Origin of the sequence: Mesorhizobium sp. B2-6-4 (genome assembly GCF_006441495.1) — a bacterium.
Taxonomy (GTDB): Bacteria; Pseudomonadota; Alphaproteobacteria; order Rhizobiales; family Rhizobiaceae; genus Mesorhizobium.
Genome location: NZ_VFUE01000005.1, coordinates 71,720 through 87,161, shown reverse-complemented (window position 1 = coordinate 87,161; position 15,442 = coordinate 71,720). Strand labels below are relative to the sequence as shown.

Genomic DNA, 15,442 nt, shown 5'->3' with positions numbered 1-15,442 from the left:
GGCGAAAGCAACGAACATAATGGGCGCCAAAGGTCTGGTCCTGACCGAACTTTGCCGTGGTTTACGATGCGGGGGGTATCGCAAGCGCTGCCATTGGTCCGCAACCATGGCTTTCGTGCGCTCCAACGCACGGCTGCCCGAGGCGGTCCTGAGTTGGCGGGATTTACACTGCTTGCGTGGACGATGTTTATGGCCGGCCGGGAGGACAGGAGAAGCATGTGGCAAGCCACGGGAACGGCTCCCAACACGGATCTATCCGACGGGCTATTGTCCCCGACTGCCGCCAGCGCCGGTACAGCCGCGTGCTTCAAAGCCCGGCTGCACACCAGCCTCGACGCTGTAAAGCCGCTCTGGCTGCGATTTCAGGCCGATGGCGTGTGCACCGCGCATCAGCATTATGCTTGGGTCGAGGGGATCGCCAAACGGCTGATGCCCAAAGGCGCGGAACTGCTTGTCGTCGAGGTCAACGACGCCGCCACGGGCGCGCCGGTCATGCTTTTGCCGCTGATGCGGCGCCGGGCGCTGGGCCACTCCGTGATCGAATGGCTGAGCTGCGGCGTCTGCGATTATTCGGCACCGCTGCTGGCGGATGACAGGGCATGGACCAGGCAAGGCGCCGACGCCGCATGGGCGGCAGTCCGCGCCGTGCTGCCACCGGCGGATCGCATCCATATCTTGGGAATCCCGCAACAGATCCAACGAGTCGCCAATCCTTTGGCGCTGCTTTCGGCGGCGCACGATTCCCTCCAGATCACCTCCGGCCTTGTCCTGCACGGCGAACCGGAAACGCTCATCAAGCGCATCTGCAGGCCCTCCTTCGCCAAGAGCTTTCACAAGCATTGCCGCCGCCTCGAAAAGCTCGGTGGCCTGAGCCTGGTCGAGGCCGACACGCCGGCGCTTACGGAAACGCTCTTTGACACGCTCCTTGAACTGCGACTGAAGCGGTTTCGCGAGCTCGGCCGTTTCGACCTCTTGACGCAGGAACCCGTCGTCGACTTCTACCGAGTTGCCGCGCTGCATGGCCTTTCCGACGGCTCGGTGCGCATCTTCGGATTGCGCGGAGGGGAAGCCTGGCTCGCCGTCATCTATGTACTGGTCAGGAAAGGCACGCTGCATACCCTGTTGCTCGGGATCGACCAGAATGCCGTCGCCCCGCCGGGACTGACGATGTTCGGCAAGCTGATGATGTGGGGGCGCGGGCACGGGTTCGACTATTTCGACCTTTCGGTCGGCAGCCAGGGCTATAAGGAGCATATCGGCGCCACCAGTTCGGTCCTGGCCGAACTGTGCCAGTCGATGACGCTGCGGGGATGGGGCGCCACCGCCTATATTTCGCTGCGCTGCCGGATCGAGCTTTTCATTCGCTCCAAACCGCGGCTGCTCAAGGCCGGCCAAGGCCTGGTACGCGGCCTGCGCCGCTTGCGCTGACAGGCAACCGAGCCGATCCGCAATGAACCGTGAAACGCACAGCATCAATTTGCAGGACAGATCGAGGGGACGCATCGCAAGGGCGCTGCGGTTCGTCCGGCAGCAAGGAATCCTCGAACCGCTCCGGCTCGTGCGGCGGCATGGCCTTGGTGACAGCGGCCGCTTCGTCGCACGCAACATCCGCCATCTCGTTGCCGACCGGCTGGCGCGCCAGTGGGATCGCGACAATGGCGTCGACACGGCGGGTTCGATCCGGCTCGACGCGCTCGATGTCGTCGGACCGCACCGGGACCAGGGCAATGAATGCGTCTGCACGTCGCCCAGATCCTTCGCCTTCATCATGGACAGGCTGACGGACGATCTTGCAGACTACACCTTCATCGATATCGGTTCGGGCAAGTCGCGCACGCTCCTGCTGGCCTCGCACTACCCGTTCGCCGCGATTGTCGGTGTGGAGTTCGCGCGGGAGCTCGTCGCAATCGCCCGGCGCAACATCGAGCGATACAAGAGCCCGGCCCAGAAATGCCGCCAGATTGCAGTTATCGAAGCGGATGCCGCGACGTATGAGTTCCCGCCGACGCCGCTGCTGGTCTATTTCTACAATCCCTTTTCCAGGGACGTGTTCGAAATCGTGCTGGGCAATCTCATGTCGTCGCTGGAACGGCACCCGCGGCCCTGCCTCGTCGTTTACGGCAGTTCGAGCCACAGGGCCATCGAATGGGCGAAGCCCGCCATCCACGATGCCGGGTCTTTCCACCAACGCGTGACGCCGCCCATGCCGCGTTTCCTCGACGCGGTGCGGACCATCGATTACGCGATCTTCGACTACCGGCCGTCATAAAGAGCGATTTTGTCAGCGCCGGCGGCCGGCCGGGTTCAGCAGCCGTCTCGTCAGCACCCGCCATGCCGTCAGCGGCAGCTCGATCAGCCCCGGCAGCAGATCGTTTGAGGCGAACGCCGCCCAGGATCGAACCGTCGCGAAGGAGTTGACATAGGCCGCGATGCCAAGCCTGCCGCCCAGCATCAGCGTCACGGATGAAACAGCGTCGCGGGCCAGATACATCCATGCCGTTCCCGGGCGAGCGGTAGCGGCTGCGGTGGCCCGGCCGTTCACTGTCTCCCACAGCATCGCCCCCAGGTCGACGCCGGCAGGCGCGCAAAGTCCGAACCACGACCAGGGGCGCGGATTGACGTCGAGAAGCCTGAGCGTGCCGTCGCGACAATCGTGCTTGAATTCGACCTCGACCAGGCCGCTATGGCCGATCGACGACAGCAATGTGCGCGCGGCAGCGACGGCGCGGGGCTCGTCGACGATCTCGACGAAGGTGCTGGTATAGCCGAAGTCGACCGGATACTGCCGCGAGCGGCGCGCGGTGAACTCCGCGATCGGCTTGCCCTCGTTCCAGAGCGCGGCGTAAGAGAATTGGCTTTCTCCCCCGCCCGGCACGCGCTCCTGCACGACGACGTTTTGGCCGCCGATCTGTTCGGCCGCGTCGCGATAGGCGGCAAGAAATGAGGCCCTGTCGTCGGCCTGGACGACCTTGGCCCTGGCGATGCGGGTGTTGCCGCCGCCCATGTGAGGCTTGAGAACGACCGGAAAAACCATGTCCAGGGATGAGGCCTGCGCCATGGACGCGATGTCATAGGTCCTTGGAATGGACAGCCGCAACTCGGTTGCCCGCCTGTAGAGGAACGGCTTGTCGCAGACCCACTGCAACGCATCCCAGGAAGGCAGCAAGATCTTATAGATCGCCGACAGGGCGGCGAGGTTTTCCGAGACCAGGCGAACCTCTGGATCGGCGGCCGGGATCAGGAGGCATCCCTCCAGCCGGTGTTTACGCGCCGCTTCCAGCAGAAACGGCAGCGCCCGCTCATCGTTTGGGCCGGGCCAGCGGATGGTGGCTCCGACAAATCGCGACCAGCCCGGCAGCGGCGAATCATTGGTGATGTAGGTGAGGGGCACTTTTTGCGCGCCGAGGCTGCGCGCCAGGGCAAGCGTGCCGTGCGCGCCCCCAAGAAACACTGCGCCTGACGTCGCCAAGCCTACATCCTCACATGCTGTCCGGCACGGCCGGTTGCCCAGCTCTTCCGCTTTGACAGGCGAGAGCCCCGCCTGATCGCGCTGATACATGGCGGGGCCCGCGATGCTCAACGCGGCTTCGGGCCGGCGGGAACCGAGGCTTCGCCCAGTCTCACGGTGGAGCGCCGTGCGTTCTGCCCCTTGCTTCTGGCAGTGCGTATGAAACGGGTGACGGCCTGCGCCGCATACGGGGTGGCGGCGGTGAAACGCATTAACGGGCCAAAACTCGCGACCGCGCTGGCGCCGACAAAATGCAGGCCGGGAATGTTCGATTCCAGTCCCGTGGAAAGGACAGGCGATCCGTCACGGCAGGCTATCGCATCGAGGAAATCGGGGGCGAAGAGCCCGAGCTTGCCGATGTCTATGCGATAGCCGGTCGCGAGAAGGACGTGATCGTAAGCGGTCGAGCCGTTCTCGAACCGCAAGTCTATTCCGGAGTTGCTGGCGGAGGCGCCGACGATCACGCGGCCGGCCTTGACCTCGATGCCGCCGAAGTCCGGCAGCAGCCAGCCCGACGCGCCGGCCCTGAGGCCACGCGCATTGACCCAGCGTCGTGCCGCCGCCGGCAAACCATGCACGAGACCCGGCGCCTCGATCAGCCAGGACAACGGGAAGGGGCCGACGCGCGAGGGCGACGCCAGGAGTTCCTCGGCGGCGCCTAGCACATTGCGGCCCCGGCTGCTGGACGGCGCGCCCAGCCAATGGATGTCGCCTCGGCAGACGAGTTCGACATCGGCTCCCGCCTTTCTCAGCAGGACGGCGGATTCGCAGGCGCTTTGTCCGCGCCCGACGACGGCGACATGCTTGCCGGCAAAGGCTTCGAATCCGGTGTGCGCGCTGGTATGGCTGACCAATTCGGAGGGCAGGCCGGTGAAGGCGGCGGGCACCAGTTCCTGGTTCTTCAGGCCCATGGCGACGACGACGCGGCCGGCGCGCACCACATCGCCGTCGGCAAGGATCAGCCGGAATCCCGCATTGGTCCGTTCGACACGGCTCACCATGCGCGTGTCGAGATCCGGAACCGCCTGAGCCTGAACCCACATTCCATAGTCGACGAAATCTTGCCGCAGCAATGGCTCGCGCAATTGGACGCGCTGGCCGCTGGCGTAGGAATCGAGGGAGAGCGGGCCGTTCGGGTTGCCGATAAAGGTTGCGCGCCAGGGCGAGCGAAGCCGCATGCCCCGAGGCATGTTCTCGCGCCAAAAGCCCATCGGGCTGCCAAAGGCAAGCACGTCTACATCAGCTGCCCTGAGCGCCGTGGCGACGCCAAGTCCGAAAGGTCCGGCGCCGACAACAGCCACTTCACAGTCATTGCTTCGCACGGAAGCGGTCATGAACCTTGTTCTCCTGGATGGCCGCGCCATCCCCGCGCCGCTCTGACGCATTGGCGCCGCGGCCGGAGCCCGCCCTATTCCTAGGCGCGCCGAGGTTAACAATGCGGAAAGCAGAAGCGCCGAGCCGCCTCGGCGCATATGCCAAACAAGATGTCATATTGTTCCAGCCCACAGGTTCGCGGACATAATCGAGCCGATGCCGTCGGCTATGCTTGCGTCTTGCAGGGAAGCCGCCGCGGCGAGGAAATTGACACCCGCGCCGCTCTCCGCCATCCTTGGGGCCAGTCGCCGGACCGCGAAGAGCGGTCGAGTTCCGTGTCAGGGCGACCGAGGGCGAAGCGCATGTCCAGTGCCGTGAACAGCCAGAACTCCAAGCGTGCCGCGGTGCGCAAGGCGCTCGACCGCCACAAGGTCTACATCACCGCGCAGAGTTTTTCAGGCGGCACCTATAGGGCGCGCGTGCTGGTCGATGGCGAGGCCTACTGGGTCGACGAATTCCGCTTGAGCCAGCTGCGGCAGGGCCTGTCGCCCGCTGAGCTCGAACTGACGCCGGCGGCCGACGATTGAGCGTGGTGACTGGTTGGCAGCGACGTTTCGGCTAGTCACCCTGATACATGCCGCATCGGACCGTTCGAGCAGGCATGGCGCTCTGTTGTTGCAATTGGCTGGCTTGCGACGGTCGATGCCATGACGACGCCCTCCAAGCTCAAACCTTACCGCGCCAAGCGCGAATTCTCGAAGACGCCGGAACCGGCGGGTGGGTTGATCGCCGAGGAGGGCAACCGCTTCGTCGTCCACAAGCACCATGCCACGGCGGATCACTACGACCTGCGCCTTGAGGTCGGCGGCGTGCTGAAGAGCTGGGCGGTGCCGCGCGGACCTTCGCTCAATCCGGCCGACAAAAGGCTGGCGGTCGAGACCGAGGACCATCCGCTCGAATATATCGACTTCGAGGGCGTCATTCCCGAAGGCGAGTATGGCGGCGGGCCGATGATCGTCTGGGACACGGGCAGCTGGGCGCCGATGGAGGATGTCGAGAAGAGCTTGCGCACCGGCGCCTTCAAGTTCCGGCTGGCCGGGAAAAAGCTCAATGGCGGCTGGATGTTGACCAGGCTGAAGCCGAAGCCCGGCGAAGAGGAGGGCAAGAAGAATTGGCTTCTGTTTAAGGAGCGCGATCTCGCTTCCAATCCCACGCTCGACATCCTCGAAGAGCGGCCGGAGAGCGTGAAATCCGGCCGCCGTATCGAGGAGCTGGTGGCGCCGCCGCCGGCCAAGGCTGCGCCAAGGCCCGGCACGCTGAAGCCCGGCGCCTTGCCCGGCGCGGTCAAGGCCTCTCCCGCCGCCCGCATAGAGCCGCAGCTGGCGACACAGGTGCCGAAACCGCCGGGCGGTGACGATCCTGGCGACCGCACCGGCGAGTCCTGGCTGCATGAGATCAAGTTCGACGGCTACCGCACCATGGCGCATCTGACAGGTGGCGAGGTCAGGCTGATCACCCGCGGCGGCATCGACTGGACCAAGCGTTATGGCGATCTGCCGCATGCCTTCGCCAAGCTGCCGTGCCGGGAGGCCATCATCGACGGCGAGATCGTCGTGCTCGACGGCAAGGGCATTTCCCGCTTCGCGCTTCTGCAGGACGCGCTGGCGGAGGGCGCCGGCAGCAAGCTGCATTTCTACGCCTTCGATCTCCTGCATCTCGACGGCTGGGATTTGCGCAAGGCGCCGCTGGAAAGGCGCAAGGCGCTGCTGGCCGAACTGCTCGCCGGCCTGCGCGCCAACTCCGCGATCCAGTACAGCGATCACGTGGGCGGCGACGGGCAGGGGCTTTACGACCAGGCCTCGGAGCTTGGCCTGGAAGGCGTCGTCTCCAAGCGCGCAACCGCGACCTACCAGAGCGGCCGCACGAAGAGCTGGACCAAGACGAAGGCGCTGCAAACCGGCGATTTTGTCATCGCCGGCTACACCGTTTCGGATGCAGCCGAGGGGCTGGCGGCGCTTGGCCTTGCCGAATTCGAGGACGGCGAGCTTCACTATCGCGGCAAGGTCGGCACCGGCTTCGACGCCGAGACCGCGGCCGATCTTCTGGCCCGGCTGGAGCCGCTCACATCAGGCGCCATGGCGCCCGAAGGCGCGCCGCGCGAAATCATGCGCGAGATGCATTGGGTGAAGCCGCTGTTTTCAGCCCATATCCATTATGCCAACCGCACGGCGGACAATGCTCTGCGCCATGCGGTGTTTCGCGGCCTCAGGGATGTCGGCCTCTCGACGCCGGTTTCGGCCAAGCGCAAGCGGCTGATCGCGGAGGCTGACCTCGCCACGATCTGGGTAACCAACCCGACCAGGCGCCTGTTCGGCAAGACCGGGCCGACCAAACTCGACATCGCCGTCTACTACGCGCTGGTCGGCGATTTCATGCTGCCGCATATTCTCGGGCGCCCGGTATCGCTGGTGCGCTGCCCGACCGGCCTGCCGAAGGACTGCTTCTTCCAGCGCCACGCCTTCACCGGCATGCCGCCTTCGGTTGCCACCTTCGAGGCGACCAACTCCGAGGGTGAGACCAAATCCTACCTCTCGGTCGAGGGCGCAAAGGGCTATCTGGCGCTGGCGCAGTTCGGCGTGGTCGAGTTCCACACCTGGGGTACGCATCGCACCAGCCTCGACAGGCCCGACCAGATTGTCTTCGATCTCGATCCGGGCGAAGGGATCTCCTGGCGCGAAGTGGTGGAGGCCGCCGTGCACATCAAGGGCGAACTGGAGGAACTGGGGCTGGTGCCCTTTGCCAAAACCTCGGGCGGCAAGGGCATCCATATCACCGTGCCGGTGACGGCCAGGCAGAACTGGAAGACGCTGCACCAGGCGACCAGCGCTATTTCCGCGCATCTGGCGGCAAGCGCGCCGGACACCTTCACCACCACAATGGGCAAGGACAACCGCAAGAAGCGCATCTTCATCGACTATCACCGCAACGCGCGCGGCCACACCTCCGCCGCACCCTATTCGCTGCGCGCCCGCACCAACCTGCCGGCCTCGACACCGGTGAGCTGGGCGGATCTGGAGACGATCGACGCGCCGCAGGACCTGAACTATGCGTCGCTGCCGGGACTCTTGGAAACGTCGGGCGATCCGTGGGCTGAGATCGACGAGTTTGCTCGGGATTTGCCTACGTTCAAATAGATTGGTTTCCTCCCCGCTTCGCGAGGGCGAAGAAACCCAAGTCCATCGACGCTTTTGACAATTTGAATTATTCTCTACTCGCGGCCCTTCCGGCGTCCTAAAACATTTCGTCAGGATTTGCCGGTAAGGTGCGGGGTCGGTGTAGGATTTACGCAGCCTTGTTCGTCCTTCGGACGAAAGCGCTGCGAAAAGTTTCAGTGCATGGCCGCGTAGGAGTTCATCATGGCGCCCAGGGCAAGTTGGAAAGGTTACCTCAAGCTCAGTCTGGTGAGCTGTCCGGTGCGGCTATACCCCGCCACCAGCGCCAGCGAGCGCATCTCGTTCAACCAGTTGCACAAGAAGACCCACAACCGCATCAACATGAAGCCGGTCGATCCGGAACTCGGATTGGTCGAGCGTTCGGACCTGGTCAAGGGCTACGAGTACGAGGACAAGCAGTACATCATCATCGACGATAGCGACCTCGACGCGGTGCGCATCGAATCCAACCACACGATGAACATCGAGGCCTTCGTCGACGAGGACGAGGTCGACGTCATCTACCAGGACGCGCCCTATTACATGGCGCCGGACGGCGCGATGGCGGAGGAGACTTTCGCCGTGCTGCGCGAAGCGATGCGCAAATCCGGCAAGCTGGCGATCGCCCGGCTGGTCCTGTCCAGCCGCGAGCGCGTGGTGACGATCGGCGCGCGCGAAAACGGCATGTTCGTGTGTACGTTGAGGAACCCGAACGAAGTGCGCGGCACGGCTGAATATTTCGGCAACATCCCTGCGGGCAACCCGGATCCTGAAATGCTGCAACTGGCCGAAGCGCTGATCAAGCAGAAGGAAACCACCTTCGATCCGAAGAACTACGAGGATCGCTATGAGATCGCGCTGATGGCGATGATCCGCGAGAAGCTGAAGGGCCACAAGCCCATCATCGCGGCGGCACCCGAGCGCGGCAACGTCATCAATTTGATGGATGCGCTGAAGGCGAGCCTGTCGCAGTCGAAGCCGCCGGCCAAGTCGAAGAGCAAGGCCGACGAGACGCCCGCCAAGCCCGCCAAAAAGACGGCTGTGGGCGGCGCTGCTGAAAATCCGCTGAAAGCCAACCTGCTGAAGGCGGTCGGCAAGAGCAAGAAGTGACGGCACCAGCCGGCGCGATATTCGGCACGATCGGCGCGCTGGCGGCGTTTCCGCTCAGGCTGGCGGCGCGCGAGGTCGCGCGCCAGCATGGCGAACTCAGGCGCGGTGTTATCCGGCGCACCACGCATGTCGTGTTCGGTCGCGGTCTGCTGGTCAAGGCCGGGCTGGTCAAAGCCGGGCTCACGAAGACCGGCGATGTCGAGGTCGAACGCCGCGTCGCCGCCGAGCGCGGCGCCGGGCGCACATTGCTCAGCGAGAACGGTTTTCTGCGCCTGCTCGGACTGATGAAGGCGCCTGAGGCCTCCTCGCTGTCGCGGCAATCGCTGATCGATCAGTCGCAGCTATCCGGCGCCGACCTCGATCTCTTGTCGCTGTTCGATGCCTTCGAACATGACTCGGAACCCTATTCCTTCCGCGACCTGATCCTGGCGCGCAAATATGCCGGGCTGGTCGCCGGCGGCGCGACATGGGGCGCGATCGCGCGCTCGGTGCATCGTTCCGGCCCGGTGGCTTCGCTCACCGCCAAGTCGCTCGCGGTCGGCTCGGCATCCGGGCGGCCCGATGCGATCTATCTGGATGGCGGCGAGAGCGAGCTCGACGGGCAATTGCTGTTCGATCTCGGCGCCTCCGACGACGATCCGCTGGAAGAGCTGTTCGCCGAGGCCGAAGCGGCGGAGGAGGGCGGCGACCATGATGGTGCCGCCGCGCTCTACCGGCGCTGCCTTGCCATCGATCCAGGCGACGCGATCGCAGCCTTCAACCGCGCCAACTGCCTGCGCGCCGGCGGCCACCCGGCGGAAGCGGCCCATGACTATGCGCGCGCGATCAAGCTCGATCCGGCTTTCGTCGAGGCCTGGTTCAATCTCGCCGGGCTAATGAGCGAGGAGGGCAAGACGGCGTCGGCGCGAAGGCACTTGTGGAAGGCGATCGCGCTCGACGGCAATTACGCCGATCCGGTTTTCAATCTCGCCCGGCTCGAATTCGACGCCGGCAATCTGCTGGAAGCGCGGCGGCTGTGGGCGCGGTATCTGGAGCTCGACGCGGAGTCGGAGTGGGCTGGAGTTGCGGCCAAGGGCGTGCAGTTCGTGGACATGCAGCTGGCGCGGACGGCGGGCTAAGGCTCTTTTCCTTCTCCCCTGTGGGAGAAGGTGGATCGGTGCGCAGCGCCGAGACGGTTGAGGGGTGCGTCACGGAATGAGGCGTTTGCGTTCCCTGGAACACCCGTCATCCGACCGAGCTTCGCGAGACCACCCCCGGGGCGAGCCAACGGTCTCGCCGCCCTTCGGGTCCCACAAGGGGAGAAGGGGTCACCAACGCCGAGCCACGGGAGCCCTATTCCATGACCACCTTCCTCTTCGACGGCGACGACACAGCTCCCGTTACCATCCTGCTCGCGCATGGCGCCGGCGCGTCGATGGATTCTCCTTCGATGACCGCCACCGCCAAGGCGCTGGCGGCAGTAGGCTTTCAGGTCGCGCGGTTCGAGTTCCACTATATGGCGTCCCGCCGCTATGGCCACCGCAAGCCGCCGCCGCGCGCCGAGACAGTGAACCCGGAATACATCAAGGCGATCGCCGACCTCAGGGCGAGGGGCGTGACCGGGACGTTGATCATCGGCGGCAAATCGATGGGCGGTCGCGTCGCCTCGATGGTGGCGGACGAGATGTTTGCCAGGGGCGAAATCTCGGGCCTGCTTTGCCTCGGCTATCCCTTCCACCCGCCCGGCAAGCCCGAGCAGTTGCGGACCAAGCATCTGGCCGGGTTGACGATACCGACGCTGATCTTCCAGGGCACGCGCGACGAGTTCGGCACGCCCGACGAGATTGCCGGCTATGGGCCCTCCGACAGCATCGAGGTCGTATGGTTGGAGGATGGCGATCACGATCTGAAGCCGCGCAAGAGCATCTCGGGGTTTTCGACCGCCGATCATCTGAAGACGCTGGCCGAAACGGTGAAGGCTTGGACGGGCAAGCTCGTCTCTTGACCCGCCGATGAAAATCGCCTCCTTCAACATCAATAACGTCAACAGCCGACTGAAGAATCTGCTGACCTGGCTGGCGGCGGCAAGACCCGATGTCGTCTGCCTGCAGGAGTTGAAGGCGCGCGATATGCAGTTTCCGCGCACTGCCCTGGCCGATGCCGGCTACGGCGCGGTGTGGAAGGGGGAGCCGACCTGGAACGGCGTCGCCATACTGGCGCGGGGCGCCGAGCCGGTGCTGACGCGCGATGTGCTGCCCGGCGACGATGCCGACAGGCAGAGCCGCTACATCGAGGCGGCGGTGAACGGAATCGTCATCGGCTGCCTGTACGCGCCGAACGGCAACCCGCAGCCGGGGCCGAAATTTCAGTACAAACTCGCCTGGCACGCACGGTTGGCGGCGCATGCCGAACAGTTGCTCGACACCGGTCTGCCGGTGGTGCTGGCGGGCGACTACAACATCGTGCCCGAGCCGCGCGATATCTATGCCACGCGCTCCTACGACGATAACGCGCTGGTACAGCCGGAAAGCCGGGCAGCCTTTGCGGCGCTCATCGAGCAAGGCTGGACGGACGCACTGCGCAAGGTGTACCCCAAAGAGACGCTCTACACCTTCTGGGATTACCGGCGGAACCGCTGGCCGCGCGATGCGGGCTTGCGGCTCGACCATATCCTCCTGTCGAAGAAGCTCGCCCGCAAGCTCAAGGCTGCCGGCATCGACCGCGACGTGCGCGGTGAGGACGGCGCCAGCGACCACGCGCCGGTGTGGGTGGAGTTGCGGTGAGGGGCGGCGTTTGGCGAAGCAGAATGCCCGCTCTCTTTTTCTCCGCCCTTCGGCGACAGCGACCATACAGTATACGGCGCAGAGTAAAATACGGCTCCCTAGCAGTAGACAGTCATTCTGATGGAATTGCCGTGCTTTTGCGTCCGCAAAAGCTCCACTTTCGATTGGGCGAAACTCGTTGAAGAATCCGGAGCTTACCGCTAGCCTCGATCCGGGTGGTCGGAAGAGTGTACGTGGGGTGGAATGTTCGGGTCACTGGAAAAGCTCAAGCAACGGCTGTTGCGGCCGCCGCATGCCTATAGGCCGACGACAGAGTCATTCCCCGACATTGACGTCCAGCGCATTGCAACGGATATGCGGCTTGCGGAGAAAGGCGAGAAGCGGGGCAGGGAGAATCTGCCTCAAAGCGATGACCTACCTTACGATGCCGTTGAAAACGATATCATCGAATTGGTCGGAGCCGCCCAGAAACAATCCCACGATCATCTGGAGAACCAACTTGCGGGGTTCAGGCAGCGTCTCATCGACCTCGACTTTGAATCGCGCTTTGCCAATATAAAAGCGGCATCCACGGCTGGTCTCTCCGACTTGAAAGCCGAATTGCAGATGGGAATCGATGATCTGCATGGGCTGCGTCGCGATCTGAAGGAGGCAGAGTCCTGGCATCGTGATTTCAAGGATCAGAACGGGCTTCGCCGGCCCTGCAAGAAGACCACCGCCATCGGTACGACGTTGAAATGGCTCTTTGTGGTGGCGCTGGTGATGGCAGAGCTCGTCATCAATGGCGAACTGCTTGCAAAGCGAAACGAGCTCGGGCTGGTCGGCGGCATCGTCGAGGCGCTGATCTTCGCGATTCTCAATGTCGGCGTCGCGCTGATGTTCGCCCTCTATGGCGTGCGCGAGATCGCGCATCGCTCGATTTTCCGTAAGTTTGTCGGCATTCTCGCCATCGCGGCCTATATCGGCGCAGCGATTGCCATCAATCTTGGTCTGGCGCATTACCGCGAGGTTGCCGGAACGATCGCGACCAATGGCGACGAGGTGATGCGACGCTTGCTAAGCGCGCCATTCGCGCTGAACGAATTTCGCTCCTGGATACTCTTCTTCCTCGGTGTGATGTTTTCACTCTTTGCCCTGATCGATGGGCTCAGCATGCGTGACACTTATCCAGGCTACGCCACGGTTGATCACCGGCTTGACGAGGCGCGGGCAAATTATCGAAACAAGCGGCAAGGCCTGATCGGCGAGCTTTCCGATGTTCGCAGTGGTTATGAGGACGAACTCGCCGATGCGCGCGCCGACCTCAGCAAGCAGCGGACAGAACACGATGCGATCGTGGCCCATCGCTCTCGGTTGGTTGGGCTGTTCGACGCCCACCAAGCTCAGCTTGAACGTGCGGCAAACAGCCTGTTCCGAATCTACAGGGACGCCAATATCGCTGTACGCACGACACCCGCGCCGGAGCGCTTTTCGCGGCCATACCAACTCGGCCGCATCGGCGTCCAGTATTTCCGCGACGGGGAATGGAACAGCGACGAATTGCAAGCTTCCATCAAGGATGCGCAAGGCGACCTCGACAAGATGCTGGTCGCCTTGGGTGAACAGTTCGAGGCTGCGTTGAAGCAGTATCGCGAACTGGATGTGCTGGTGCCTGAAGCCCAATGAGCGGTCGACGGTCCCGGCGCTCGCCTTCCAACCTTGTCAACTGGGGCTGGATTATTCTATTCGCGCTCGGCCTCATTGCCGCCGCGATAGGCTTTACCTACGTCTATGTCTCGGCGCGCTCGCAACTCGTCGAACTTGACGATCGGCTTTGCCCGGTCGTCGGAGCTGCGTCGCAAACCATCATCCTGATCGATACCACGGATGCAATCGCTGACGTCACCAAACTGAACATCCAGACCCTGCTGCGCGATACCGCCTCCGGCATCCAGCGCGGTGGCTTGCTCGAGATCAGGGCCCTTACATCAGCGGTACCCTATACGAAAGAACTCTTCTCGCTGTGCAACCCCGGCAATGGCGGCGACCTCAGTGCTTTCACCGGCAATGCGGCGCTGGCGCGAGAGCGTTGGCAAGCGGGATTCGGCCAGCCGCTGCTGGTTGCGCTTGAAAAAGCGGTCGAGGCAAACAAGGCCGACAGCTCGCCGATCATGGCCGGCATTCAGTCGATAGCCGTCAGCCATCTGGTCGCCCAGAAAACGCGTGCGGTCCCCTCGCGGCTGATTGTCGTTTCGGACATGTTCGAGAATACCGAATTCTTCTCTCACTACCGCGGCGCCACAGATTTCGATGCCTTCAAAAAGTCGCCCGCGGCAAACCGCTTCGCTACGGATCTCGCTGGCAGCGATGTGTCGATCTGGCTCATACGCCGGGCGAAGTCGCCCGTCGACAGCGTCGCGTTGATGGCATTCTGGCAGCAGTGGATTGATTACAATCACGGCGTTTTCAGCTCTGCCAAGTCGTTGCAAGGAGTTGAAGGGTGAGGCGGCCGCGCGTGGCCAGCCGGCAGTTGGACGCTGCGGCGCCATTGGTCTTTATCGTTTTTACCGGCCTGGGCGCCGCCTACATAGTCGTGGCCAAATCGCTTTCCGTGTCGGCATTCGTCGTTACCTTCGTGCCGATCGCGCTGATGATGGGCTACGCGGCGATGATCATGATCGCGCGCGGGCTCCGGCTGCGCGACGACCAAACCGGGGACAACTTCTACTATATGGGCTTCATCTTCACGCTCACCAGCCTCGCCGTTTCGCTTTACCAGTATGGAGGCGGTGGCGCAGTCGACGAGATCGTGCGCAATTTCGGCATCGCGGTTGCCTCCACCATCGCCGGCATTGCATTTCGCATCGTCTTCAATCAGCTCCGACGCGACCCCATGGAAGTGGAACGCGTGTCACGTCTCGAGCTCGCAGAAGCATCCCGCAAGGTGCGCCGGGAACTCGATGGCATCCTGAGCGAGATGAACCATTTCCAACGCTCCAACCAGCAGATGCTGCAAGAGGGCTATCACGAGATACGAACGCAAGTGGAAACCTCGGCGAAATCCCTGGTCCAGTCTCTGGACCTGCTCGCCAAGGAAGCTTCCGAGCACATCAGGGCATCCTCGCTGGCGATGCAGAGCGGAATAGACACCAAGGAGCTGCGGGGCGGCATCGACCAGACAGCCAAGGCAGTTCACGATATCAACGCCATCCTGACCAGCGCCAGCACGCAGATTGCGACCGCGACACAGATGATGGCCGACAAGCTCGCTGGCATGTCGACACCCGACAAGGTCATCGAGGTTCGGCTGGAGCCGGTCGTGGCCGGTTTGCAGCGGGCGATCGAAACCGCCATGAGCGATTTCTCTTCCCGTCTTGGCGATGTGGCGGAGCTTCGGCGCGGGCTGGAACAGTCCACGGCGGAAGCGCTTCGGGCCAGCGATGTGCTCGACAAACTTGCGGCGACATTTGAGGGTTATGATCGAGCGCCGACGCGGCAGGGTCTATTCAGACGGCTCTGGCGTGGCGGCTAAAGCGCGTTGCATGGTCAGTGTGGGA

At 63.6% G+C, this 15,442-nt stretch carries 13 protein-coding genes; 11 read left to right on the top strand and 2 right to left on the bottom strand.

What is annotated here, in order from left to right; translation table 11 throughout:
• The first annotated feature begins 216 nt into the window (after nucleotides 1–216).
• Together FJ426_RS08640 and FJ426_RS08635 are read left to right on the top strand one after the other, a co-directional pair.
• On the top strand, nucleotides 217–1,428 hold the full coding sequence (locus FJ426_RS08640) for a GNAT family N-acetyltransferase (RefSeq protein WP_140825162.1): 1,212 nt from the start codon (nucleotides 217–219) through the stop codon (nucleotides 1,426–1,428).
• A 22-nt stretch (nucleotides 1,429–1,450) separates the two neighbouring features.
• Entirely contained in the window at nucleotides 1,451–2,269 is an 819-nt protein-coding gene (locus tag FJ426_RS08635; protein WP_140825161.1) for a class I SAM-dependent methyltransferase, read from the top strand.
• 12 nt (nucleotides 2,270–2,281) lie between these two features.
• Here FJ426_RS08635 and FJ426_RS08630 read toward each other — a convergent pair whose 3' ends face one another.
• Nucleotides 2,282–3,469, bottom strand: a complete 1,188-nt coding sequence (locus FJ426_RS08630; RefSeq protein ID WP_140559830.1) for an ATP-grasp domain-containing protein — start codon at nucleotides 3,467–3,469, stop codon at nucleotides 2,282–2,284.
• Nucleotides 3,470–3,576: 107 nt separating this feature from the next.
• Entirely contained in the window at nucleotides 3,577–4,842 is a 1,266-nt protein-coding gene (locus FJ426_RS08625; RefSeq protein WP_140559829.1) for an NAD(P)-binding domain-containing protein, read from the bottom strand.
• 342 nt (nucleotides 4,843–5,184) lie between these two features.
• On the opposite strand from FJ426_RS08625, the gene FJ426_RS08620 reads away from it, so the two are divergent.
• From FJ426_RS08620 to FJ426_RS08580, 9 genes are all read left to right on the top strand, one after another.
• The gene (locus FJ426_RS08620; RefSeq protein WP_140499061.1) at nucleotides 5,185–5,409 is read left to right on the top strand and encodes a hypothetical protein; all 225 of its coding nucleotides are present in this window, start codon (nucleotides 5,185–5,187) and stop codon (nucleotides 5,407–5,409) included.
• A gap of 120 nt (nucleotides 5,410–5,529) precedes the next feature.
• Nucleotides 5,530–8,016, top strand: coding sequence for a DNA ligase D (gene ligD / locus FJ426_RS08615; RefSeq protein ID WP_140559828.1), 2,487 nt, complete (start codon nucleotides 5,530–5,532; stop codon nucleotides 8,014–8,016).
• 222 nt (nucleotides 8,017–8,238) lie between these two features.
• Nucleotides 8,239–9,144, top strand: coding sequence for a Ku protein (locus FJ426_RS08610; RefSeq protein ID WP_140556386.1), 906 nt, complete (start codon nucleotides 8,239–8,241; stop codon nucleotides 9,142–9,144).
• Nucleotides 9,141–10,262, top strand: a complete 1,122-nt coding sequence (locus FJ426_RS08605; RefSeq protein ID WP_140685666.1) for a tetratricopeptide repeat protein — start codon at nucleotides 9,141–9,143, stop codon at nucleotides 10,260–10,262. The genes FJ426_RS08610 and FJ426_RS08605 overlap by 4 nt, the downstream gene beginning before the upstream one ends.
• A 221-nt stretch (nucleotides 10,263–10,483) precedes the next feature.
• A complete protein-coding gene (locus tag FJ426_RS08600; RefSeq protein WP_140825160.1) occupies nucleotides 10,484–11,128 on the top strand; it encodes an alpha/beta family hydrolase in 645 nt (214 codons plus the stop codon).
• Nucleotides 11,129–11,135: 7 nt separating this feature from the next.
• Nucleotides 11,136–11,906: an exodeoxyribonuclease III gene (locus tag FJ426_RS08595; protein WP_140499052.1), complete on the top strand. Its 771-nt coding sequence runs from the start codon at nucleotides 11,136–11,138 to the stop codon at nucleotides 11,904–11,906.
• Nucleotides 11,907–12,149: 243 nt separating this feature from the next.
• Complete coding sequence (locus tag FJ426_RS08590; protein ID WP_140499050.1) at nucleotides 12,150–13,571, top strand: hypothetical protein; 1,422 nt, start codon at nucleotides 12,150–12,152, stop codon at nucleotides 13,569–13,571.
• Nucleotides 13,568–14,389, top strand: a complete 822-nt coding sequence (locus FJ426_RS08585; RefSeq protein WP_140499048.1) for a hypothetical protein — start codon at nucleotides 13,568–13,570, stop codon at nucleotides 14,387–14,389. Before FJ426_RS08590 ends, FJ426_RS08585 begins: the two co-directional genes overlap by 4 nt.
• Nucleotides 14,386–15,417 (top strand): hypothetical protein, encoded by a 1,032-nt coding sequence (locus FJ426_RS08580; protein ID WP_140499046.1) that lies wholly within the window; start codon nucleotides 14,386–14,388, stop codon nucleotides 15,415–15,417. Before FJ426_RS08585 ends, FJ426_RS08580 begins: the two co-directional genes overlap by 4 nt.
• Nucleotides 15,418–15,442: the final 25 nt, after the last annotated feature.